Source organism: Acetobacterium sp. K1/6 (genome assembly GCF_034438075.1).
In the GTDB taxonomy this organism is placed as follows: domain Bacteria; phylum Bacillota; class Clostridia; order Eubacteriales; family Eubacteriaceae; genus Acetobacterium; species Acetobacterium carbinolicum.
Map to the genome: position 1 here is coordinate 58,146 of NZ_JAXQGA010000013.1, position 24,252 is coordinate 82,397.

A 24,252-nucleotide genomic window follows, 5' to 3' on the forward strand; every position below is an offset into this window, starting at 1 on the left:
GTTGCATGAGCGAACTCATACAACACGACGATTTCAATTTTTATCAATCTCTAATCCGGCCACAAATCCGTCGATCAGATCCATATGCTGAGACATGGCAAAGGCCGCATTAAGGGGTTCTTTAGCTTTTAGGGCATTGAGGATTTTACGGTGCTGCAAATCAATCACCGGGCCGCGTTCCTCATCTGTTAAGATGGCAATTCGAATATCCTTGATCAACGCTTCAATCAGGGTTGCCGACGATAATAAAACGTTATGAATCATCTTGTTTTCCGAGGCCATGGCAATCTCATAGTGGAAGCGCTTGTCCAGTTCTGCCCGAATAGCTTCATCGGTTTCAGTTTCAATGGCATCGCAGAGTTTTTCAAGACTGGCAAAACGTTCAGGGGTCATTTTTTTGGCCGCCAGTTTGGCCGCCTCGGTTTCCAGCGCCCGGCGGAGTTCCTGGACCTCTCTGAGTTGACCATTGCTCAGCCAGAACATAATGGTCAGGGGCTGGGTCAGGGTATCTTCAAAATCCTCAGCAATAAAATTGCCTTCACCCTGCTGACAGACTACCAGACCAATCATCTCCAATGCGCGAATGGCTTCACGGATGGTGGCCCGGGATACGCCTAATTGCTCGGCCCATTGCCGTTCAGAGGGCAGTCGGTCACCGCTTTTCAAATTACCTTTGACAATATTTTCTTTAATTTGCTCGTAAATCTGCAAATATATTTTGGTGTGTGCAATTTCTTTAAACATCTAAACACTTCATTTCATTCAATTTTATAAAAGTCATAATATATTATTATACCATAGCCGGTTTTAAAATTCAAAAGGATAAAAAAACGGAACGTAAAGTTTTTTTGAAAACGTTATTTTAACACTTGACAAGGATTTACGAAACGCATATAATGGCAACAGGTTAGTGGTCTGACCACTAGACCAATGATAGTAGAATTTTATCAAATTTTATCAGAATTTTTGTCAAGCGGTTTATGAATGGGTTTAAGAGGGTTTAACAGGTAACAGCGAAATTTATAATGAGCGATCAGTGTCTTGCTGCCGCTTGCAAAAAAACGGCAGCAAAAAAATTTCGCATGGATAATGATGTGCATAATTAGGCATTTGCAAAACGGAACACAAAGCTCATGAGTCACTTACAAATGTCAATTTAATTTATTTTATGGAGGGTGAGTATGAAAATACTGGTATGTATCAAACAGGTTCCAGGAACGTCCAATGTGGAAGTTGATCCGGAAACAGGGGTCCTGATTCGGGATGGGGTTGAATCAAAGCTGAACCCCTATGATTTATATGGCTTGGAAACGGCATTTCGTTTAAAAGAAGAATTAGGCGGTACGATTACGACCTTGTCAATGGGGCCGATGCAAAGTAAAGCGGTGCTTTTTGAATCGTTTTACATGGGCGCCGATGAGGGATGTTTATTATCAGACCGAAAATTCGGTGGTGCCGATGTAGTAGCGACCAGCTATACCTTAGCTCAGGGTGCTAAAAAACTGGGCGATTTTGATCTGATTATCTGTGGCAAGCAGACCACCGATGGTGATACTGCCCAAGTTGGCCCGGAAATGGCCGAATTTCTGGGAGTTCCCCACGTTACTAATGTGATCAAAATTCTAGTTGCCGATGAAAAGGGACTGACCCTGCAAATGAATATGGAAGAATCCCTGGAAATCCAGCGGGTACCATACCCTTGTCTGATCACCGTTGATAAGGATATTTATACCCCGCGATTACCTTCTTATAAACGCAAACTGGAAATCTCCGAAAATCCCGAAATTAAGGTGTTAACGCTAAAAGATATGTACGATAATGACGAAAAAAAATATGGACTCAGCGGCTCTCCTACCCAGGTAGAACGGATCTTCCCACCAGAAAGCAACGTGCAAAAAACAAGCTTTTCCGGTGATGGCAAGGTTCTGGCAGAGGCACTGATGGGAATTTTAACCGAAAAAAAATATTTAGGAAAAAATAGTTAGGATAGAAAGGAAAAAATCATGGCAGGAATTAAAATAATCAAAGAAAATGTCGATCGCGAAACCTTTGAGGCACTGGCAGAAATTTGTCCCTTTGATGCCTTCTCATATGAAAACGCTAAATTAGAAGTTACCGCCGCTTGTAAGATGTGCAAGATGTGTTTAAAAAACGGACCAGCCGGCGTGCTAGTACTGGAAGAAGATCAAAAAGTTGCCATTGACAAAAGCCTGTACCGCGGTATTACCGTCTATGTGGATCACATTGAAGGCAAGATTCATCCGGTTACTTTTGAGTTGATTGGTAAAGCTCGGGAATTGGCAGCAGTTATCGGGCATCCAGTGTACGCCCTATTTATGGGCACTAATATTGAAGAAAAAGCCAATGAACTATTAAATTACGGGGTCGATAAGGTGTTTGTTTATGACCAACCGGAGCTCAAAGATTTTGTTATTGAACCTTATGCTAATGTATTGGAAGACTTTATTGAAAAAGTTAAACCATCTTCTATCTTAGTCGGTGCCACTAACGTGGGACGGTCATTAGCGCCACGCGTGGCGGCCCGCTACTGGACTGGCCTCACCGCCGACTGTACCATTTTAGAAATGAAAGAGAATACCGATCTGGTTCAGATCCGGCCAGCCTTTGGTGGTAATATCATGGCCCAGATTGTTACTGAAAACACCAGACCGCAGTTCTGTACCGTTCGTTATAAAGTCTTTACTGCGCCAGAATTAGTCAAAGAACCATGGGGAAGTATTGAAGTGATGGAAATAGGAAAAGACAAACTGATCTCAGCCATCGAAGTACTGGAAGTAATTAAAAAAGAAAAGGGTGTCGACCTGTCTGAAGCAGAAACCATTGTGGCCGTTGGTCGGGGTGTGAAATGTGAAAAAGATCTGGAGATGATCCGTGAGTTTGCACAAAAAATCGGCGCTACCGTGGCCTGCACCCGTCCCGGAATCGAATCCGGATGGTTTGATGCCAGGTTGCAGATTGGCCTCAGTGGGCGAACCGTTAAACCCAAACTGATCATCGCCCTGGGTATTTCTGGTGCCGTTCAGTTTGCTGCCGGGATGCAGAATTCGGAATATATCATTGCTATAAATAACGATCCTAAGGCACCAATCTTTAACATTGCCCATTGTGGCATGGTGGGGGATTTATATGAGGTCCTGCCAGAACTTCTAAAAATGATTGACGAACCCGAAAGCATGGAAGCAGGGAAAACCCTGGCAATGCCTGAAGCCATAGAAACACCAGAAAGGATGGTTATCTAAAATGAATTATAAAAAAGTAGAAGCAGCGCATATTGCTTTTTTAAAGGATCTGATTCCCGCCGAACGGATCTTTGTGGGTGATGAAATCGGCGAAGATTTTAGCCATGATGAGCTGGGCAGCATCCATTCCTATCCGGAGGTGCTAATCAAGGTAACCTCCACCGAAGAAGTATCAAAAATCATGAAATATTCCTATGAAAATAATATTCCCGTGGTGGTCCGGGGCTCCGGCACCGGGCTGGTCGGGGCATGTGTACCGCTGTTTGGCGGGATTATGCTTGAAACCACGCTAATGAACAATATTCTCGAGCTGGATACCGAAAACCTGACCGTGACGGTTGAACCCGGGGTATTGCTAATGGAACTGTCCAAATTTGTAGAAGAAAGTGATCTCTTTTATCCTCCCGATCCCGGTGAAAAATCCGCCACCATTGCTGGCAATATCAGCACCAACGCCGGTGGTATGCGGGCCGTGAAATACGGCGTTACCCGGGATTATGTAAGAGGCCTGACGGTCGTACTGTCTAACGGTGAGATCATCGAATTAGGAGGAAAAATTGTTAAAAACAGCTCGGGTTACAGCTTAAAAGACTTGGTAGTCGGCTCCGAAGGAACCCTTTGTGTGATCACCAAAGCGATCCTTAAATTGTTGCCCCTGCCCAAGATGACCTTAAGCCTGCTGATTCCCTTTGATAATATCAGCGACGCCGCCGGGATTGTCCCCAAGATTATCAAATCCAAGGCAATACCCACCGCGATTGAATTTATGGAACGCCAAACGATTCTTTTTGCCGAAGATTTCCTGGGGAAAAAATTTCCGGATTCCAGCAGTAATGCTTATATTTTACTAACCTTTGATGGTAACACCAAGGAACAGGTCGAAGCCGAATATGAAGTAGTCGCTAACCTCTGTTTGTCTGAAGGGGCCAAAGATGTTTATATTGTCGATACGGCTGAACGTAAAGAATCAGTCTGGTCGGCACGGGGCGCCTTCCTCGAAGCCATTAAGGCATCCACCACCGAAATGGATGAGTGCGACGTAGTCGTACCCCGAAACCGGATTGCCGAGTTTATTGAATTTACCCATGATCTGGCTCGGGAAATGGATGTTCGGATCCCCAGCTTTGGTCATGCCGGTGATGGCAACCTGCATATCTATGTATGCCGGGACAAGCTGGGTCAAAAAGAATGGGAAGCTACACTCGAAGAAGCGATGGATCGGATGTACGCCAAGGCCCTGACGTTTAGCGGACTGGTTTCTGGTGAACACGGCATCGGCTATGCCAAACGAAAATATCTGCTTAATGATTTCGGAACTGAACATCTGGCCTTGATGGCCGGGATCAAGCAAACCTTTGATCCCAAGAATCTGCTGAATCCTAAAAAAGTCTGTCAGATGTAGGTGAATCATGGATAACTTGTTACTATTCTTTGTTGCACTGATCCCGGTGGCCTGGCTAATTGTTTCCCTGGGGGTCTTAAAGATCCCCGGGCAAAAGGCCTGTCCCATTGCTCTGGCAATTACCGTTGTTTTAAGTATTCTTGTCTGGCAGATGCCAGTCATCGACAGTCTCACTGGCGCCCTTGAAGGGGCCGCCATGGCCCTCTGGCCAATCTTTCTGGTCATAGTCGCTGCTGTTTTTACCTATAACCTGGTGACCCATACCGGTGGTATGGAAACGATTAAAAAAATGATGAGCTCGGTTTCTACAGACCAGCGGATTCTGGTATTAATTCTGGCCTGGGGTTTTGGTGGTTTCTTAGAAGCGATTGCCGGATTTGGCACCGCCGTCGCCATTCCCGCCAGCATTCTAGCGGCCCTGGGTTTTAACCCCGTGTTCGCCGCCATTATTTGTCTGATTGCCAATACGACTCCCACTGCCTTTGGCGCCATCGGTTTGCCGGTGAGCACCCTGGCATCAGTTACGGGGCTTAATGTAAACGATTTGTCTTTTACCATCGCGATCCAGCTTTTTGTTATGATTGTGGTTATCCCTTTTATCCTGGTTATGATTACCGGGAAAAGCGTGAAAGCTTTAAAAGGTGTTTTCTTTATTACCCTAATGGCCGGATTATCTTTTGGTTTACCGCAGATCTTTGTGGCCAAGTACTTAGGCGCTGAATTGCCGGCGATTGTCGGATCGGTAATCTGCATGGGTGTGATGATTTTGATGGCTAAGGTCTTTTATAAGGATACCGCGGCTAAAGATGCAGAAAAAATCCCCGTAAAAACGGCCGTCATGGCCTGGCTGCCATTTATTCTGGTATTTGCCATTATCATTCTCTGCTCATCCCTGTTCCCGATGATTAACGGGTTGTTAAAACAAGTCAGTACGACGGTTCAGATCTATACCGGAGCCCACGGCAAGCCGATGACCTTCTACTGGCTGGCCACCCCGGGAACCTTGATTATTATCGCCACCTATTTGGGCGGACTGATTCAAGGTGTTAAATTCGGAGAGATCAGTACGATTCTAGGAAAAACGGTTAAACAAATGTTTAAATCGGCGATTACCATCATGTCAATTGTGGCCCTGGCCAAGGTGATGGGTTACAGTGGTATGATCGGGGTTATTGCCCAGATTCTAGTACTGGTTACCGGCGATTTTTATCCCCTGATTGCCCCACTCATCGGTGCCCTGGGAACCTTTGTTACTGGTAGCGATACCTCAGCCAATGTGCTTTTCGGTGGGCTTCAGGTCGAGGCCGCCAACGCCATTGGCATGAGTCCTTACTGGTTGGCCGCGGCGAATACCGCTGGTGCCACCGCGGGTAAGATGATCTCGCCTCAGAGTATTGCTGTCGCGACTGCGGCTACCGGCATCATCGGCAGCGAAGGAAAGATTCTTCAGGCAACCCTGAAGGTCTGTGCCATCTACGTTTTAATCATCGGACTGGTGGTTTATTTTGGTGCCCCACTAATTGAAGGGTTACTAAGCACCTTTGGGTAAAGGTAAGAAACTTAATAAAGATCGTTAGTATAAGTTGTCTTTATTGACAAACTTGGAAGTTGAGGCACTAGGGGGAGTAACCCTCTCTAGTGTCTTTCGCCTAATCAGAAAGGATAAGACCATGGAAATTGGAATACCATATGGAAAAGCAAAACAGATTGTAAAGCTGGATAAGACCTGTCTCAACGATATTCTCGTATCCAAAATTGAAGATTATCATCCTGAACAATCCCAAACCGAGCTGGTGGCAGCGGCGATTCAAAATCCCGTTGATTCGCAAAAGCTATGCCAGTTGTCGATTGACAAAAAAAAGGTTGTCATTATTGCCAGTGACCATACCCGGCCGGTACCCAGTAAAATTATTATGCCGCTGATGCTTAGTGAAATTCGTAAAGGAAATCCCGAGGCCGAGATTACCATTTTGATTGCCACCGGGTTTCATCGGCTGACCACTCGTGAAGAACTGGTGGGTAAATTTGGCGAGATGATCGTTGATACAGAGAAGATTGTGGTCCATGATTCAGGCGATGAAAGCAGCCTGGTAAAAATTGGCACGCTGCCTTCCGGTGGCGAGCTGATTATCAACAAGTTGGCCGCCGAAGCCGATCTGCTGGTTTCTGAAGGTTTTATTGAACCTCATTTTTTTGCCGGCTTTTCGGGCGGACGAAAAAGCGTGCTGCCGGGAATTGCCAGTCGAGTCAGTGTGTTGGCCAATCATTGCGGCGAATTTATTGCCCATCCCAAAGCCCGCACCGGCGTCATTGAGGGAAACCCCCTCCATATTGATATGCTCTACGCCGCCAGAACGGCCAAGCTGGCCTTTGTCGTCAATGTGGTGATCAATTCTGAAAAAGAAGTGATTCATGCCGTAGCTGGGGATTGTGATGTCGCCCATATCAAGGGCCGGGAGTTTCTGGAAAAGCTCTGCAAGGTTCAGGCCACCCCCAGCGATATTGTCATCACCAGCAACGGTGGTTATCCTCTGGATCAGAACATCTATCAGGCGGTAAAAGGCATGACTGCTGCCGAAGCCGCTGTCAAGCAAGACGGGGTGATCATCATGTTGGCTAAGTCCAACGATGGCCATGGCGGAGAAGCTTTCTTTAACACCTTTAGAGATGAGAAAGACCTTAAGAAGATGCTTAATGGCTTTGTCAATACCCCCCGAGACGAAACCATCCCCGATCAGTGGGAGGCTCAGATTCTGGCGCGGATTTTATTAAAAGCCAAGGTGATTTATATCTCAGCAGCACCGGAAACAATGATTAAAGCGTTTCAAATGACTCCGGCTAAGGATGTCAATGAGGCTTTGGCGCTGGCCAGAGATTACCTAAAAAATGAAGAAGCAACAGTTACAGTGATCCCGGATGGGGTGGCGGTTATTGTGGAATAACGAAAAGCAATCTAAGAAAACAATAATAAAAAAAAGATGACATTTTGGTGTCATCTTTTTTAGGGTTTTAGCTGGATATGCTAATTAATGCACTATCTTGCTACAGAATGCCAGGGCCTTATAAATTGGATTGGCATACAGCTATCGATTATGATCAATGTTTATGAGTTGAAAGATGAACAATTGTAGGTCTCGGAGAAATGGCCGCGGATCTTGTTGGTGCTGTAGATGATTTGCAAAAGCTGTATAATAGTTTTGAGCATGAGAACAACTTTAAGAGCATATCCTGTTGGGTGTGCTTTTAGCTTTTATCATGGGAAATAATAAAGTGAATAGACGTAAGCAGCGTGGCGAAAAAAGTGATTTCTGCTAGCCAATTAAGTAGTTGAGGCGTATAATTATAAAATAGTGTCAAAGCTGACGGAAAGTAGTGCGAGCATTGCAAAAAAAGGAGAAAACAATGAGTAAATTCGCTGTCATTGATACAGAGACGACTTGGGGTGATGCTGTTATGTCGGTTGGGATTGTTATCGCCGATACTGTAACCTTTGAGTTGGTCGACAAACGATATTACATCCTCACGCCGTTTAAAGATCACGGCGGGATGTACACATACGCACTGTATGCCAACGGCATCAAACCTGACCTTGAGTGTTCACGGGAAAAGGCAATGGCCGAATTGCGGTATTTTCTTTCAGATCATCAAGCCACGGCGATGTTTGCTTACAATGCCACGTTTGACTATCGTCATCTGCCAGAATTAAAACATCTTGCCTGGTATGACATTATGAAGGTGGCGGCATATCGACAACACAATCCCAGCATTCCTGATTGTGCCGAATGCTATGGCACCGGCAGATTGAAGCGCGGCTACGGCGTGGAGAGCGTATACCGAATGTTAAGTGCGAAGTCAGAATACTGCGAGTTACACAACGCTTTAACGGATGCGATCGACGAGTTGACGATTATGAAGTTGCTTAACCATGAAATGAGCAAGTACGCCTTGGCGAGGATATAAACAAGCAAGAAAACACTCAAACCAATGAAATACTTGTTATCGAAGGGAGCCATAAATGTCAGGACTACCAGTATTTTTGGTGATGACTATCAGAGACGGGACAAAACGCAATGGGCTAAATAGAGACCGAGTGAAAAGAGTAAGGCAATAAAGATATTGACAGTAAAAACGGTGTTTCGTCCGAACCACGCAATTATCAGGAATACTGGGAAAGATCCCAAAACGAGTAAAACAGTCGGCCGATTATTGTGAAAGAGGTTTCCGATGGTGAAAGAATTTTTCATAATAAAGTTTACAATTGCGAAGGCTGCAACTAAAGCAATCAGCAACGAAACGATTAAACCAGACGTAATGGAGATGTTAAAATTGAGCGGTTCGCCAACGATGAGATTGTGGATCAAAACAAGGGTTTCGTTTGCCATTATAATATTGATGGCACAAAAAATGGAAAGACTAAGGAAAACAGTGTCAAAAAAATCGATCACTTTTTCCTGGTTGCTTTTTGGAGGAAAACTGGCGATGATCTCATCGCAGAAGGTTTTGTAATCCGTTCCGATGACAGTTTGAATATTTTCGCCTCGTTCCTGTGCGGATAAGACCATTTCGAGTAGATCCTGTCGAATGATTTCCTGATTATATAAAGAGATACTGGCACCACGCAGATAGCAGACAATATCCGTCATGGCGGGTTCGTTTTCGGGATCAAGCAGTTTATCCAAGTCATTGTTAATACGATTCAGTTCGTGTGTGCGTTTATTCATGTTTTTGTCCTCCATTTTGAAAAAGCTGATTAACCGCATTTTCCAGCTCTTTCCAATTTGCAAAAAAAGATGTCAGGGCAATTTCTCCTTCAGAAGAAATTTGAAAATACTTTCGCTTTGGTCCCAGAGAAGATGTCCGGTATTGGGTTGTTACCAGTCCGTTCTTTTCCAGTCTTAACAACAGGGGATAGATCGTTCCTTCAGAAATGTCCTGAAAGCCATATTCTTGGAGGGCTTGAGAAATCTCGTAGCCATAAGTTTCTTGATAACTGATCACTTTGAGAATACAACCCTCTAGGGTACCCTTAAGCATTTGCGATGGGATCATACCGGGTTTCCCCCTTTCGATGCTATTATGCATTACAAGTTACTATCTACATGGTAATACATAATAGCTGGATTGTCAAGAAAGAATACAGTTTGAAAATGAGATGTTCGATAGATAGCGGCTGGAGAGTAGAATTTCTACTCAGCTGTGAAAATATTTATAAAATCATTGGAAAATGAAGTATAATGACAATAGTAAAGTTGTAGCATCAAAGACGGAGGTGTCGTATTAATGGGTTTATTCAATATAGGTAGTCTGGTATTAGGGTTGGTGGCTTGGGTTCTGCCGATTATTAGCCTATTGAAATATAGAAATAAGACTCAAAATAGTTGGTCGATGCGCTCTATTTTGAGTCTTAGTGCTTGTGCGATTGCGATTTATTTTCAGGTGATTTACAATCATTATTTGGTTAAGATTGAGGACTGGTCGGCTTTAATGGATACCGCTGGCGCTGTGAATTTTGTAGCCGGAGTGCTGCTTGTAGTAACGATTTTACTAAATGGGATTACTTTAGTAATGTATACTAAAGATCGAGGTAAAAAAAATTAAATTTGACGGGGTCTGTGAATCCTCTTAAGAATGATAAAGTAATGGTTGCTATAATTTCGGATGGGGTGGCGGTGATTGTGGGGTAGATTAAAAAAAGATGACACTTAAAATGTCATCTTTTTTTAATGCAAAGTAATAGTGATATAGAATCACGAATAAAAATAACAAGTTGAACCTATATCAAAAATGGAGACAGGATTGTGATAATGCAAATATGGGAAGAAGGATTAGGTGTTGAAAATAGAATAACTAAAATTTATCATACTCATTTCATTAGGTCAGGCGTATACTAGCTTTAGATGCAACTGATACAAATGTAAAACTGATTTATTATTTCATTGTTATCGGTTTCAGATGAGCGGAAATTAAATAAGTTTGAAAAGAAAGGAAATTCACATTGGAATTAAGTAAAGCAGTCGCACATAAAAGCGTTGTTTCAGGAGAAATATGTTATCAAATGCTGGAAGATCATTTGTTTAATGTCGCCATCAATGCATCAAAAGATGCCAAACCATATGGTTTAGAAAGCACTTTATTTTTGGTAGGAATACTGCATGATTTGGGAAAAGCACAATCAGCATTTTATGAATACATCACCAAAGATACGCAAGCTCATGTCGTCCATTCTTCAGCAGGTGGAAAAGCTATTTCAGATATTTGTGAAACAATAAAAAACAGTGAATCCACTCGTTATGACCAGATTGATTTATTTAAAGAAATAACTTGCTATACAATCTTTGCTCATCATGGTCTGATGGATGTGATCAACGAAAAGGATGCTGCTGACAATTTTCTTGTTCGTTTAAATTATGCAGTAACAGACAATAACTATGAACGGGAAATACTGCCCTGCCTCCAAGAACTTGAAATGTACTTAATTAAAAGAGGCTACGATTCAATTGAAGAAATTGTCATAAAAAGTTATGTTGAGATTTGTTCGATTATGAATGAGAAGTTTGATGGTCTAGTAAAAAGTGTGGATTCGAAAAAAGAACAGAAAAAAATAAAGATTTTCTATGCGGGCTGTCTAGTGCGATTAATTCTTTCTTTTTTAAAAAATGCGGATATTAATGACTCAATTGCGGTTGAACAACCGGAGTTAATTAAGGAAATTTGTGCCAGAGAATATGAAGTTTTTTTTAATAATGCTCATATAAATATCGAAAAGGTGTATTCAGAATTTGCAAAACACGAGCAATCAGAGCTTTCGAAAATTAGAAGTCAAATATCAGAAGACGCAAAAAATATTTCGACAAAAAACGAAATGGGAATCTTTACCATGGAAGTGCCAACTGGTGGGGGGAAAACCCTGACAACTCTGAGATACGCAATTAATAATGCAAAACAATTTAAGAAAGATCGCATTTTTTATATTACTGCATATTTGTCAGTATTAGAACAGAATGCGGGAGAAATTAAACGGGTAATCAATAATGATGATTTTGTATTGGAACATCATTCTAATATTGTTAAAGACTATGGTGAAGGAAATGAAAACGAGGATGATCAGCCAAAGTTTATGTGGCAACAGTATCTCGAAGACAGCTGGGAGCAGCCAGTCGTATTAACGACTATGGTTCAATTGTTCAACACCTTATTCAAAGGTAAATCAAATAATCTGCGCCGTTTCAATCAATTAAAAAACGCGGTCATTATTTTTGATGAAATTCAAAGTTTGCCAATAAAAGCAGTTTATAATTTTAATTTAATGGCTAATTTTTTAAAAACGGTGATGAACTGTAATATTGTTCTGTGTTCGGCTACTCAGCCGTTATTGGATGACGAAAGTATTGATTATAAAATAAGGTATGGAAATAAGGATAGTGTTGATAAAGATCTCATCAGTTTAAATAAAAAACAAAAACAGCTTTTTGAGAGAGTTGATTTTATAAATAAAACCGGAAAAAATGCGACTGACATTATGAGTACCACTGACTTGCGGTCACTGGTTATGGATTGCGTTGATAAATACGATAATGTGTTAATCGTTCTAAATACAAAAAAAGCGGTTAAGGCTTTATACGAAGACGCGTCAAAAATATTTGATGGGAGACTGGTATATTTATCCACAAACATGTGTGCAATGGTCCTATGTCAAGATTTAGTACAAATTAAAATGAGAATTTACACACAATCATTTTAACCTGCTATTGGCAAATTTTCGTTTTGCATTTTAGTAAAGAGTTTTTCAAAATTATCCGGCGACATATAATTGCAATGACTATGGATACGCGTTGTATTATAAAAGGTTTCCAGATACTCAAAGATCAGCCGGTAAGCATGGTTATAATCAAAGATTTTAAAGCGATTGAGCCATTCACGTTTAATGATGGCATGAAAAGATTCAATGCAGGCATTATCCCAGGGATAGGCCTTTTTGGAATAACTTCGCTGCATTTTTGCCGTTGCTTTCTGATATTCTTTTGAAACATACTGACTGCCGCGGTCACTGTGAATAATCAGGGGCGCATCAATTTTTCGGCGGCTTTTAGCTTTATTGACGGTGTCGATTACACAGGAAACTTTCATCGTTTTTGACAGTGTCCAGGCAATGATTTTTCGAGAGTACAAATCCATGATACTGGTTAGATAAAAAAATCCGTCCATTGTCCAAATATAAGTGATATCGCTGCACCAAACAGCATTAGGGCGTTCAGGATTAAATTGTTCGTCAAGAATATTTCTGAGTTTTTTACTGAAGTCAGAATCTTTAGTCGTGATTGTATAGGGTTTGATCCACTGGGCCTTGATTCCCATTTCTTTCATGTATTTACCAACAGTCCGCTCGGCGATTATTTCACCGCTCTGTTTCAGCTTTTTAGCGATTTTCGGAGCGCCATAGTTTTGCTTTGAATCATTATAAATGGTCCTAATTTTGGATTTGATGACTTCCTGCCGTTTTTGGGTATTCGATGGTTTTCTGTTGACCCACGAACGATACCCGGTTCGTGATACACCCAATTTTTGCAGCATTCCGGAGACGGAAACCGGGCGCTTCTCTTGTCGAGCTGCTTCCGCCTTTTTGGTAACCTCAACATAAATTGTTTCGGTTATTTTCCCAGAATGCCGATAGCCTTTTTTAAGACATCCAATGCATCTTGAGTATCACGTAACTCCCGTTTTAATCGGGCAATTTCTTTACTTTCATCGGATGCATAATTGCCCGAGCCACGACTTTCAATATTACCGGTGTTTTGAAGTTCCCTGCTCCATTTCCCCAGTGTGCTGCAACCAATGCCGAGATTTTCAGCGCAGCCACGCATACCGAGTTCCTTGTGTTCTTCATAGTACCGGACTGCATCCAGTTTGAATTGTTTATCATGTTGTTTAGCCATAATGAGATCCTCCTTCAGTACAATTATTTTATCGTACCATGTTTTTATTAATTTTGGATTTTCTCATTTCGACTTGTACTATTTTTATTCTAGCACCACAAGTCACCGATTAGAGGTAATCAGAGACTTGAAACTATCATTGAAGAGAGGCGAAAAAATTATTTGTATCAGCACTCAGTTGATCGAAGCCGGTGTCGACATCGATTTTAATACAGTAATCCGCTCGCTGGCTGGAATCGATTCGATCATACAAGCGGCTGGCCGATGCAATCGGGAAAATCGATTGGAAAAGGGCTTGGTATATCTAATCAATTACGCTGAAGAGAATCTGAAAATGTTGCAGGACATCAAGGCTACTGTTGATTCGTGCCAGGGAGCGTTGCGCACTTATAGAAAAAAACATGGTGAAGGAGATCTAAACATGGACATTCTTCAACAGATCTATTACCAAAAATATTATGATGATAAAAACACCGCTATGGTTTATGCTGTCGGTAAAGATGGAACTAATATTCTCGAATGGTTAAGTGATAATAAATTATCTGCAAATGAATATCGTGCCAATTCTGGAAAGCCATTTCAAAGACAGTTGCGGCAGGCATTTAAGAGTGCCGCAAATGCTTTTAATTTAATCGACAACCAAACCCAGGGAATTATCGTTCCTTATAAAAATGAAGCTTTGCTGACCAAATTAAACGAAGCCAATCAAAATTCCGATTATCGGACAATAAAAAAAACATTGCGCCAGTTACAAAGTTATACTGTCAATGTCTATAATCTGGATGAGTTTAAAAATGCTTGTTCAATATACCAGAATTATGATGGCGAAGCAATTGCGTTTATATTGGATGAAGCAAATTATGATAGGACAATTGGAGTCGTGCTGGAAGGGAATTACCCGGCAGAAAATTTTGTGATTTAAAGGAGGTGGTATCTTGGAAAGAAAATTTCAATCCAAACCATTTTATTATAAACTAAATGGCGAGTATGCATTGTTTACAGATCCGATGAGTAAAGGAGGGGGTGAAAAGTTTACCTACCAAGTTCCTACATACCAGGCTTTAAAAGGTATTACAGAATGCATTTATTGGAAACCAACTTTGATCTGGTATATTGATGAGGTAAAAGTTATGGAAACAATTCAAACCGAAACCAAAGGCATTAGAAGTTTAAAATCAGATGGGAATGATCTAAACTATTATACTTATCTTAAAAATGTCGAGTATCTGGTGAAGGTGTATTTTGAGTGGAACGAAAACAGAATCGATTTAAAGTCTGATCGACAAGAAGTAAAGCATCAGGAAATTATGTTGCGTAGCATCAATAAAGGTGGTCGCCGGGATATTTTTATCGGCACTCGGGAATGTATGGGTTATGTCGAGAGAATTAATGAAGAAATTTACAATTCATTAGAATCCGGTTACAACGGCAGGTATTTGTCTTTTGGAATGATGTTTCATTCTTTTGTTTATCCAGATGAAGGGCATAATGATAACACATATAATCATTTAAGTTCAAACTTTTCAAACACCGTGATGAAAGATGGGATCATCAGGTTTTGTCGACCTGATGAATGCGAAATTACGCATCAATTGCATCAGCAGGAGATGAAAGTTTTTGGAGAACATGAAATGACGATGGTCGATGAGGAATATGACTGGGGGGATAAAAAATGAGTCTTTTGAATCGATTGTATGAAACATATAATCGGTGTTTGGAAAATGAGCTAGTGGATAATTGCAAAGGAATTGATTCTGAAACGGTTCTACTACCACTTTTTCATACCAATAAGCGATCAAATGGAAATGATATTATCGAGATTACCATAAATGAAGACTCGGAATTTATTGATGCTCAGTATCTTCCGAAAGATAGTTGGATTATTTTTCCAATTACAGAAGATTCGCTTACTAGATCATCAGGACCTGCACCACATCCATTATGTGACTCATTCAAATATCTTTCAAAGCTAGATGAAAAAAATCATCAGGATTACTTAGGCGTTTTAGAAGGCTGGTATGAATACAGCATAAACAACAATCCCTGTCGGGAATTATTGATTATCAGAAACTATATGAATAAATCCTCTGTAATGGGAAATATAATGAGTTCAATTTATCATGGAAAGAATCCAGTATTGGAAAAATACAAACTAACCTATTACGAAGAAAAAAATGGTAAAGAAGATAAAATAGTAGTCGATCTTGAGAAAACATTTATCACTTTTAAACTAGAACTCGAAAAAACTATTACAGTAACAAAATGTGTAAAATTGCACCAGAATTATGAAGCCTATCAAAGAGAAATGTTAAAAAACAAAGAACAGTCAATTTGTGATATCTCCAATAAGCTTCAATATTGTACATCTAAACACCGTAGCTTACTAGGTACTTCAAAAATGATTGGTACCAGTAATAATAAATGGACTTATTACGGACGATTTAAAGATGGCAATGAAGTGATTTGTATTGGGTATGAAACTTCTCAAAAAATTCATAATATGTTAAAGTACCTGATGGATAATCCAAAGACGAATCGATTTATTGGCGAAAATTCATATTTAATCAATTGGTTCTCTGACGATATCGGCAATGAAGAAAACCTGAATATCCTTGACGAATATGATATCAATACATCGACAAAAATAGCAAGCAATTTTATATTAGGCGAGAGTAATCAGCTTTGTGAAAATAATCAATACTATGTGCTGATATTAGACAAAATAAGTAATGGTAGAATCTCAGTCAAATATTTCAGGGAACTAAGCAAATCTGATTTATATGAAAGGGTTACATACTGGTATCAAACCATGAGTTGGAGTGCCTACAGTTATGAAGTAAAAGGCTTCATTGAAAAAGCATTTCCTTTATACCGGCTGACAGAGCTCACTTATGGGACAGAAAATAGTGGAAAAATGATATGTAATAGTAAGTTGAAAAAATCGACGATCGAACGTTTACTTCCTTGTATCATTGATCAGAAGCCCTTCCCAAGAGATATTAAAAGAAAAATGGTTGAAAATGCGAGTCATAGAATGTCTTATAAAAATAATTGGAATAATATTTTGTCGGCAGCCTGTGCACTTATAAAAAAATGCAACGCAGACTATGGCAATCCGAACCACGAGGAGGTTAGTATAATGCTTGATAAGCAAAATTTAGATCGGAGTTATCTGTATGGTCGTCTTTTAGCGGTAGCGGAAAAAGTTGAAAGAGATACTTATGGAGATAATGAAAGTCGCTTAACGAATGCTGAAAGGTTATGGTCTGTTTTTACTCGCAGACCAGCAACGACGTGGATGCTCCTGGAAGAAAAGCTCATGCCATATTATGGTAAGCTTTCCAAAACAAAAAAAGGTGGGTATTACAAAAAACTGGTAAGTGAGATCATTAATGAGTTGGAACCTATGGCAGATAACAATAAAAAACTAAACGAAAATTTCGTGTTGGGTTATTATCACCAAAGGAAAGATTTTTATACTAAAAAAGAAATTCAAACAAATGAGGAGGAATGTACTGATGAGCTTATTAAGCAAAAAAATTGATTTTATGGTTGTTTTAGAAGTCAAGGGTGCTAACCCGAACGGTGATCCACTAAATGGAAATATGCCCAGAGAAGATTATAACGGATACGGAGAAATTAGCGATGTATGCATTAAAAGAAAAATCCGAAACAGACTCCAGGATAATGGAAAAGAAATTTTTGTAAAATCAAATGATCGCAGTGATGATGGATTCTTGTCTTTACAAAAACGATACGAAAATGTATTTGGTACAGGCAAAGAAGAAAAGAAATTTACAGATAAAGGCATATCAAAAATGGCTTGCGAAAAATGGATGGATGTCAGAAGTTTCGGACAAGTTATGACATTTAACAGCCGTTCCATAGGAATACGAGGTCCTGTATCCATCAGTTTGGCAAAAAGTATCGACCCTATTGATATTCGTTCGATACAAATTACACGTAGCACAAACGGTCAAGAAACAGATGGCAAAAAAGCTTCAGATACCATGGGAACAAAGCATTTTGTCGAATATGGTGTCTATATTATCAAAGGAAGCATCAATACTTTTTTTGCAGAGAAAACAGGTTTTAGCGATGGCGACGCTGAAGATATCAAGGAAGCTTTGCGAACGTTGTTTGTCAATGATGTGTCTTCGGCGCGCCCTGATGGAAGTATGGTAGTAAAAAATATATACTGGGTTACACATAAAAGTAAAACAGGAGATGTTTCCAGTTCAAAAATTCATGACTTGATTGAGTTCTCTCTCAAAGATGGTATTGATATTCCGCATAAATTTGATGATTATATGATTGGTCTAAATGAAAAAACTATGAAAGAATATCGGGAGAAGGGAGTCAATGCAGAAATTATCGAAGGAATATAACGAAGAAGACTATTTGATGCTTTCAGGAATCCAACATTTTTATTTTTGCAAACGTCAATGGTGTTTGATTCATATTGAAAATATATGGGCGGATAACCAGGCAACAAAGGAAGGTGAATATCTCCATGAAAAAGTTGATAATCCACTTCTTAATGAAACTAGAAAAGATGTGTTTTATTCTAGAGGAATACCGGTCGTTTCAAAAACATTGGGTTTTTCTGGAATATTAGATATGGTTGAGTTTCATAAAAGTTCGACTGGTATCCCTGTTAAAGGGCGTGAAGGCCTTTGGGAACCGATCATTATTGAATACAAAAGAGGTAAAGAGAAAAAAGACCAGCGTGATATTGTTCAACTTGTGGCCGAAGTGATTTGTTTAGAAGAGGGTTTGGGTTGTGAAATTAAGTATTCTTATTTATTCTATGATAAAATTAAAAAGAGACAGAAGGTTGAGATTACGCTAAAACTGAGAGATTTAGTTTATGAGTTATCGGAATCTATGCATCAATTTTTTGAAAAACATGAGACGTCTCAAGCGGAGAACTACAAAAGTTGCTCACGATGTTCCTTATACGACCTTTGTTTGCCGCGAATGACAAAGAAAAAAGTCAATGTAAAAAATTATATAAAGAACCGTATAGAAGAAGAGGAATAGTGATGAGAAAATTGTTGAATACGCTTTATATTACTGACGAATTATGTTATCTTTCAAAAGATGGTGAAAATATCGTAATCAAAAAAGATGATAAGGAAATTAAACGCTTACCTATCCATATTCTAGAAGGAATTATTTGCTTCAATTATAATGGGGTTAGTCCGGGAACAATGCGTTTATGCAATGAAAACAATATTTCGATCACTTTTTTAACACCTACGGGTCGATTATGCGGACGATTTACTGGAAAAACAAACGGTAATGTGTATTTAAGAAGAACGCAATATCGCTATGCGGATAATGAAGATATTTCACTTGAATTAGCCAAACAGTTTATTGCCGGTAAAATGATAAACTCGAGAAAAGTGTTAAAACGAGTTATTCGCGACCATGGAGAAAAAGTGGATGTTAATAAAATTAATTCAGTTTGTGAGGATTTGCTCAGTAAAATAAAAAGCATTGAGACAATTCAAAACAAAGATACCTTAAGAGGAATCGAGGGAGAAGGGGCCCGAAAGTATTTTAGCTGCTTCGACGAAATGATACTCCAACAAAAAGAAGATTTCTATTTTAATGGACGAAACAAACGTCCGCCCATGGATAATGTTAATGCTTTATTATCTTATTTGTATAGTATACTAACTTATGAAATTCAATCAGCCTTGGAATCTGTTGGTCTAGACAGCTATGTTGGTTTTTTTCATACCGATCGTCCGGGTAGAGCCAGCCTGGCTTTGGATGTGATCGAAGAATTGAGAAGTTACATGGTAGATCGCTTTGTAATTACAATGATTAATAAAAAGCAGGTTGCCAAGGGGAATTTTATTAAGAAAGAAAATGGAAGTGTTATTATGGACGATGATGGGCGGAAAATTATTTTGACTGCGTGGCAAGATAGAAAAAGAGAAGAAATAACCCATCCCTTTTTGAAGGAAAAGATTATGATTGGCTTAATACCATATGCTCAGGCGCAATTACTGGCAAGATATATTAGAGGTGATCTCGACGAGTACCCACCATTTTTAATTTAAGTATGGTGAAATTATTATGATGATTTTGATCACTTATGATGTAAGTACGGTAACTGGAGATGGGAAAAAGCGTCTGAGACAAGTTTCAAAGGTTTGTGTTAATTATGGACAACGTGTTCAAAACTCTGTTTTCGAATGTAATATTGAGCCTGCTATGTACGTGGAGATAAAACATCAACTATCTCAAATTATTGATCATGAACGGGATAGTTTGCGATTTTATCGATTAGGTAAGAACTGGCAGGGGAGAGTAGAAATGATAGGAAAAAATAATACTTATGATCCTGAAAAAGATGTGTTTATTCTATGAATTATTGCTTGATAGGAGGAGATATTATGGAATAAATGCGAGTCGGAATCTAACAGCGAAAACTAGTCGATTTTACAAGATGAAGAAGTAGTAAAAATGTTATAAATACCTTTTAAATTAAAAAAAGTAGCACAATAGTAGATTTTTATGAACATCGCATAAAAATAGTTTAATTTCGCATTTTAAATGCAGTCGCTCCTCTCGCAGGAGCGTGGATTGAAATAAAAGGAACGCCATATTTTTCTGATAATTCCCAGGTCGCTCCTCTCGCAGGAGCGTGGATTGAAATCTTGGTAGGATTTTAGTTGATGACTACGAATGGGGTCGCTCCTCTCGCAGGAGCGTGGATTGAAATAACATTAGACCCGATCCCGCTACCTGAAGGAATGATTGTCGCTCCTCTCGCAGGAGCGTGGATTGAAATCCAGAATTTGATGAAGTACACATTTCTTGCATTTGTCGCTCCTCTCGCAGGAGCGTGGATTGAAATCCCAAATACTTAATAGCTACATCTTCAAAACCAGGTCGCTCCTCTCGCAGGAGCGTGGATTGAAATTTATTTAAATAATCTACTACTGCGTTTATGTTGTCGCTCCTCTCGCAGGAGCGTGGATTGAAATTTTGGTCATCATTTTGTCTATTAGCGGGAATTCGGTCGCTCCTCTCGCAGGAGCGTGGATTGAAATAAGTTAGAATTAAATTAATTGTGATCGATAATTGTCGCTCCTCTCGCAGGAGCGTGGATTGAAATCACGCTCGTTCTTGCCAAAGATCTCACGATACTGTCGCTCCTCTCGCAGGAGCGTGGATTGAAATATCCAGCATCTTGTTTGATTTGTCCATGATAATTGTCGCTCCTCTCGCAGGAGCGTGGATTGAAATCAGATAATCGGTGCTGCCGGTTCTGATTCAACCTGGTCGCTCCTCTCGCAGGAGCGTGGATTGAAATTAGAATTTCAATTGTTTCATTTAATTCTTTTATTGTCGCTCCTCTCGCAGGAGCGTGGATTGAAATTCCGATGCCATCAATAATATCTAAATCTTCCGGCGTCGCTCCTCTCGCAGGAGCGTGGATTGAAATTCGTTTTCGTCTAAAAATGCCTTGCTGGCCGCGTGTCGCTCCTCTCGCAGGAGCGTGGATTGAAATACATTGTGATCATGGTAAAAAGTTTCTATGAAAGTCGCTCCTCTCGCAGGAGCGTGGATTGAAATTTTAGCTTTTAACATTGTTAGCATCCAGGCTTGACGTCGCTCCTCTCGCAGGAGCGTGGATTGAAATTTTGTCGGTTGGATCGGAAGTCGCGCTGTTAATATGTCGCTCCTCTCGCAGGAGCGTGGATTGAAATCCTTTGATTTTTATAATATCATTGCCTTTATGGGGTCGCTCCTCTCGCAGGAGCGTGGATTGAAATATCTACCTGTAATTTGTTTACGTGATAATGGGTTGTCGCTCCTCTCGCAGGAGCGTGGATTGAAATGGGTTTTTACCGATTCAGCAAGGCGGGCCATATCAGTCGCTCCTCTCGCAGGAGCGTGGATTGAAATAATAGATCAAGATGTTCAAGTATTTTCAGTTAATGTCGCTCCTCTCGCAGGAGCGTGGATTGAAATCCTGACTTTTGAAATCATGGATTAATTGAACGTCTACGTCGCTCCTCTCGCAGGAGCGTGGATTGAAATGAGAAATATCTTCATGGCTTCCAGTTTCTGTTTTGTCGCTCCTCTCGCAGGAGCGTGGATTGAAATTTGTAATGTGTAGCAAGCATCGTCTGAATCAACCCGGTCGCTCCTCTCGCAGGAGCGTGGATTGAAATGCCGGTTACTTTTGCGCTCATTGTTCCGGTCATACCGTCGCTCCTCTCGCAGGAGCGTGGATTGAAATCAAAGACAGTTATGGCAACGACCCTTTTCCACCGTCGCTCCTCTCGCAGGAGCGTGGATTGAAATTCCGAAATGTCCAAAAAAAACTGCCCATCAACCCAGTCGCTCCTCTCGCAGGAGCGTGGATTGAAATTGTTTGAGGATGTGGATGTCACGAATGGCGCTCACGTCGCTCCTCTCGCAGGAGCGTGGATTGAAATTGTGATTTAGATCCGCATGAACGGGCGTTGTGGGTCGCTCCTCTCGCAGGAGCGTGGATTGAAATGATACTGAGGCAGCAATTGGAACCAGACCGGACTTGTCGCTCCTCTCGCAGGAGCGTGGATTGAAATTTAAATCTGTGAAGGAAATTATACCAGGCTTATAGTCGCTCCTCTCGCAGGAGCGTGGATTGAAATTACATATGGCTGCGGATAGCCTTAGCGATGGCTGTCGCTCCTCTCGCAGGAGCGTGGATTGAAATCCGAAAGATACTCCGATCCGAAATTATCCCCCAGGTCGCTCCTCTCGCAGGAGCGTGGATTGAAATCCAAATGCTTGGGGGTTGAATGATTTAGCATCAAAGTCGCTCCTCTCGCAGGAGCGTGGATTGAAATAGTTTGATCTGTTTGATTTCTTCCTGGTACTTCGCGTCGCTCCTCTCGCAGGAGCGTGGATTGAAATAATATCCCGCAGATACCAAATAGTACCAGGGGTAGTCGCTCCTCTCGCAGGAGCGTGGATTGAAATATTATTCGTCTGGTTAAACGTCTCTTTGGGTACGGGTCGCTCCTCTCGCAGGAGCGTGGATTGAAATGATAAGTACGGATAATGGGAAAGAACGTTGATTGTCGCTCCTCTCGCAGGAGCGTGGATTGAAATCAAATATGATAGGGGGTGAGGTGTGATGGCAATGGTCGCTCCTCTCGCAGGAGCGTGGATTGAAATCATGATCCGCTGCGGGGACTGTAATGATCATTGGGTCGCTCCTCTCGCAGGAGCGTGGATTGAAATCAGATAATGGAGTAGTCCTGCATCATCCGGGTCACGTCGCTCCTCTCGCAGGAGCGTGGATTGAAATATCAAGGCGGCGCAGCCAGATTTTAAAGGCTGCAGTCGCTCCTCTCGCAGGAGCGTGGATTGAAATGGTGCTATTTTGGCAATGTTTGGCATTACTGCTGGTCGCTCATCTTGTGTACTAGACTTTTGGTTCGATTGGTCTATACAAGTATTACAATCATAGTATTAACGAAAAAAAGCGAACTAACAGAAGAAAATCGAGTCGTTGTTTATCGAAAAAGACGGGCGGATTCTTATAAAAAAAGTGGAAAGTGAAAACATCCCCGAACACATTTATACAGAGTGGTCAAGGTCGGGAAGCTGAAAGCCATCTGGTTAAAAAAGATAGTGTCCTAGTTTTTAGGAACAAGTAAGATTGGTGTTCTCTTAGCCTTATTCCGGCAAAACCAATTCGGGCAGGAAAATCGTTGTTTAATACAAGGAACTTACCATTTGTGATCGTCTGAGTATCCGGTACCGCCCTGATCTGGGCCTGGCCACCAAAGCAGTCAAACGTTGTTTTAGATAAAAAAGACAAAAATGTTCCCTTATTTGCTGGACTATATCTAAAACTTTGGCGACGAGAAACGAATTAAAGCCCTTATGGAGATTTTGATATGAAAACGAACACTCTGTATATAAGACAAGATCAAAATCTGGCAGAGTAGAATATATTGATTCGTTGATTGAATTGTAAGGAAGACATTAGTCAGTAATCAGTTGATATGTCAACAATGAATTTAAAAATCGAAGTCGATAAAAAAAGCAATATGCAATTTATGCACATTGTAAATTAACATGACAAAAAGAGGATTCGATAATCATAGAATAGCAGAATGATTTAAGGGCTTATAAACTCCCCTTGTAGGAATCGACTGGTCCATCTAAAAGTAAAAATGACTTTAATTTTATAGCAAAGACAACAGCGTCTGGATGATTGAAAATTTCTGTTAGTTCCCCATGATCCTTGACTAAATTCGCCTTGATATTTTGGGCTTCAGAATTTGCCAGGGGTTGGAATAATCCTTCAAAAGTAATCGAGATGATCTTTTCTGTAGCGGAAGTGCCGAGTTTCTGACGGGTATCAACCAAGACACTAACCCGGGGATTAGTCAGAAGATTCTGATACTTACGGGATTCCCGGGTGGAAACTAGATAAAGAACACTGAGATCATCCATCAGGAGATAGGTCATCAATGAGCAATAGGGTTTTCCATCTGCTTCAGTACATAAAACACAAAGAGAGTTTTCGTGGAGAATACTTTTTAGTTTTGCTAACATTTTAGCGCCTTTCTTCAGCTCGAAGGAAGTAACAGGTAACCCTTCCTTTTAACTGATTAAACAAATTTCAACT

General features: G+C 40.7%; 21 protein-coding genes, 1 pseudogene and 1 CRISPR repeat array. Of the genes and pseudogenes, 16 read left to right on the plus strand and 6 right to left on the minus strand.

What is annotated here, in order from left to right; translation table 11 throughout:
* Positions 1–33: 33 nt before the first annotated feature.
* On the minus strand, positions 34–744 hold the full coding sequence (locus U2P91_RS12260) for a FadR/GntR family transcriptional regulator (protein ID WP_111889076.1): 711 nt from the start codon (positions 742–744) through the stop codon (positions 34–36).
* A 437-nt stretch (positions 745–1,181) separates the two neighbouring features.
* Between U2P91_RS12260 and lctB the strand changes: the two genes are divergently transcribed.
* From lctB to U2P91_RS12290, 6 genes are all read left to right on the plus strand, one after another.
* Positions 1,182–1,985 (plus strand): lactate dehydrogenase subunit LctB, encoded by an 804-nt coding sequence (gene lctB, locus U2P91_RS12265; RefSeq protein WP_111889077.1) that lies wholly within the window; start codon positions 1,182–1,184, stop codon positions 1,983–1,985.
* Between the two features lie 18 nt (positions 1,986–2,003).
* Positions 2,004–3,260, plus strand: coding sequence for a lactate dehydrogenase subunit LctC (gene lctC, locus U2P91_RS12270; RefSeq protein ID WP_111889078.1), 1,257 nt, complete (start codon positions 2,004–2,006; stop codon positions 3,258–3,260).
* 1 nt (position 3,261) lies between these two features.
* Positions 3,262–4,662, plus strand: a complete 1,401-nt coding sequence (gene lctD / locus U2P91_RS12275; protein ID WP_111889079.1) for a lactate dehydrogenase subunit LctD — start codon at positions 3,262–3,264, stop codon at positions 4,660–4,662.
* A gap of 7 nt (positions 4,663–4,669) precedes the next feature.
* Entirely contained in the window at positions 4,670–6,211 is a 1,542-nt protein-coding gene (locus U2P91_RS12280) for a lactate permease LctP family transporter (RefSeq protein WP_322519726.1), read from the plus strand.
* Positions 6,212–6,332: 121 nt separating this feature from the next.
* Positions 6,333–7,604, plus strand: coding sequence for a nickel-dependent lactate racemase (gene larA, locus U2P91_RS12285; RefSeq protein WP_322519727.1), 1,272 nt, complete (start codon positions 6,333–6,335; stop codon positions 7,602–7,604).
* Between the two features lie 460 nt (positions 7,605–8,064).
* Positions 8,065–8,622, plus strand: a complete 558-nt coding sequence (locus U2P91_RS12290) for a hypothetical protein (RefSeq protein WP_322519728.1) — start codon at positions 8,065–8,067, stop codon at positions 8,620–8,622.
* Positions 8,623–8,711: 89 nt separating this feature from the next.
* Here the strand turns inward: U2P91_RS12290 and U2P91_RS12295 are convergent, their stop codons facing one another.
* Together U2P91_RS12295 and U2P91_RS12300 are read right to left on the minus strand one after the other, a co-directional pair.
* A complete protein-coding gene (locus U2P91_RS12295; protein WP_322519729.1) occupies positions 8,712–9,383 on the minus strand; it encodes a hypothetical protein in 672 nt (223 codons plus the stop codon).
* On the minus strand, positions 9,376–9,711 hold the full coding sequence (locus tag U2P91_RS12300) for a PadR family transcriptional regulator (RefSeq protein WP_322519730.1): 336 nt from the start codon (positions 9,709–9,711) through the stop codon (positions 9,376–9,378). Before U2P91_RS12300 ends, U2P91_RS12295 begins: the two co-directional genes overlap by 8 nt.
* Before the next feature lie 231 nt (positions 9,712–9,942).
* Here U2P91_RS12300 and U2P91_RS12305 point away from each other — a divergent pair, with 231 nt between their 5' ends.
* Both U2P91_RS12305 and U2P91_RS12310 read left to right on the plus strand, forming a co-directional pair.
* Positions 9,943–10,260, plus strand: a complete 318-nt coding sequence (locus U2P91_RS12305; RefSeq protein ID WP_322519731.1) for a hypothetical protein — start codon at positions 9,943–9,945, stop codon at positions 10,258–10,260.
* Between the two features lie 397 nt (positions 10,261–10,657).
* Positions 10,658–12,403 (plus strand): CRISPR-associated endonuclease Cas3'', encoded by a 1,746-nt coding sequence (locus U2P91_RS12310; RefSeq protein WP_322519732.1) that lies wholly within the window; start codon positions 10,658–10,660, stop codon positions 12,401–12,403.
* On the opposite strand, the gene U2P91_RS12315 is transcribed toward U2P91_RS12310, so the two are convergent.
* Both U2P91_RS12315 and U2P91_RS12320 read right to left on the minus strand, forming a co-directional pair.
* Positions 12,400–13,353, minus strand: a complete 954-nt coding sequence (locus U2P91_RS12315; RefSeq protein ID WP_322519757.1) for an IS3 family transposase — start codon at positions 13,351–13,353, stop codon at positions 12,400–12,402. The two genes, U2P91_RS12310 and U2P91_RS12315, sit on opposite strands and share 4 nt — an antisense overlap.
* Positions 13,311–13,595 (minus strand): transposase, encoded by a 285-nt coding sequence (locus U2P91_RS12320; RefSeq protein ID WP_322519733.1) that lies wholly within the window; start codon positions 13,593–13,595, stop codon positions 13,311–13,313. Before U2P91_RS12320 ends, U2P91_RS12315 begins: the two co-directional genes overlap by 43 nt.
* Before the next feature lies 1 nt (position 13,596).
* Here U2P91_RS12320 and U2P91_RS17975 point away from each other — a divergent pair.
* The 8 genes and pseudogenes from U2P91_RS17975 to cas2 all read left to right on the plus strand — a co-directional run.
* Positions 13,597–13,866: pseudogene (locus tag U2P91_RS17975) on the plus strand (helicase-related protein); the annotation flags it as partial.
* Positions 13,867–13,878: 12 nt separating this feature from the next.
* The gene (locus U2P91_RS12325; protein WP_322519734.1) at positions 13,879–14,517 is read left to right on the plus strand and encodes a hypothetical protein; all 639 of its coding nucleotides are present in this window, start codon (positions 13,879–13,881) and stop codon (positions 14,515–14,517) included.
* Between the two features lie 13 nt (positions 14,518–14,530).
* Positions 14,531–15,271 (plus strand): type I-C CRISPR-associated protein Cas5c, encoded by a 741-nt coding sequence (gene cas5c / locus U2P91_RS12330; RefSeq protein ID WP_322519735.1) that lies wholly within the window; start codon positions 14,531–14,533, stop codon positions 15,269–15,271.
* Positions 15,268–17,139, plus strand: coding sequence for a type I-C CRISPR-associated protein Cas8c/Csd1 (gene cas8c, locus U2P91_RS12335; RefSeq protein WP_322519736.1), 1,872 nt, complete (start codon positions 15,268–15,270; stop codon positions 17,137–17,139). The genes cas5c and cas8c overlap by 4 nt, the downstream gene beginning before the upstream one ends.
* Positions 17,114–17,983: a type I-C CRISPR-associated protein Cas7/Csd2 gene (cas7c, locus tag U2P91_RS12340; protein WP_322519737.1), complete on the plus strand. Its 870-nt coding sequence runs from the start codon at positions 17,114–17,116 to the stop codon at positions 17,981–17,983. Before cas8c ends, cas7c begins: the two co-directional genes overlap by 26 nt.
* Positions 17,958–18,638 carry a CRISPR-associated protein Cas4 gene (gene cas4 / locus U2P91_RS12345; RefSeq protein ID WP_322519738.1) on the plus strand — a complete coding sequence of 227 codons (681 nt, stop codon included), beginning with the start codon at positions 17,958–17,960 and terminating at the stop codon, positions 18,636–18,638. The genes cas7c and cas4 overlap by 26 nt, the downstream gene beginning before the upstream one ends.
* A 2-nt stretch (positions 18,639–18,640) precedes the next feature.
* The gene (cas1c, locus tag U2P91_RS12350; RefSeq protein WP_322519739.1) at positions 18,641–19,669 is read left to right on the plus strand and encodes a type I-C CRISPR-associated endonuclease Cas1c; all 1,029 of its coding nucleotides are present in this window, start codon (positions 18,641–18,643) and stop codon (positions 19,667–19,669) included.
* 16 nt (positions 19,670–19,685) lie between these two features.
* On the plus strand, positions 19,686–19,979 hold the full coding sequence (cas2, locus tag U2P91_RS12355) for a CRISPR-associated endonuclease Cas2 (protein WP_322519740.1): 294 nt from the start codon (positions 19,686–19,688) through the stop codon (positions 19,977–19,979).
* 191 nt (positions 19,980–20,170) lie between these two features.
* A CRISPR array of direct repeats spans positions 20,171–22,986; the repeat unit is 32 nt; unit sequence GTCGCTCCTCTCGCAGGAGCGTGGATTGAAAT.
* A 761-nt stretch (positions 22,987–23,747) separates the two neighbouring features.
* Here the strand turns inward: cas2 and U2P91_RS12360 are convergent.
* Positions 23,748–24,179, minus strand: a complete 432-nt coding sequence (locus tag U2P91_RS12360; RefSeq protein ID WP_322519741.1) for a pyridoxamine 5'-phosphate oxidase family protein — start codon at positions 24,177–24,179, stop codon at positions 23,748–23,750.
* Positions 24,180–24,252: the final 73 nt, after the last annotated feature.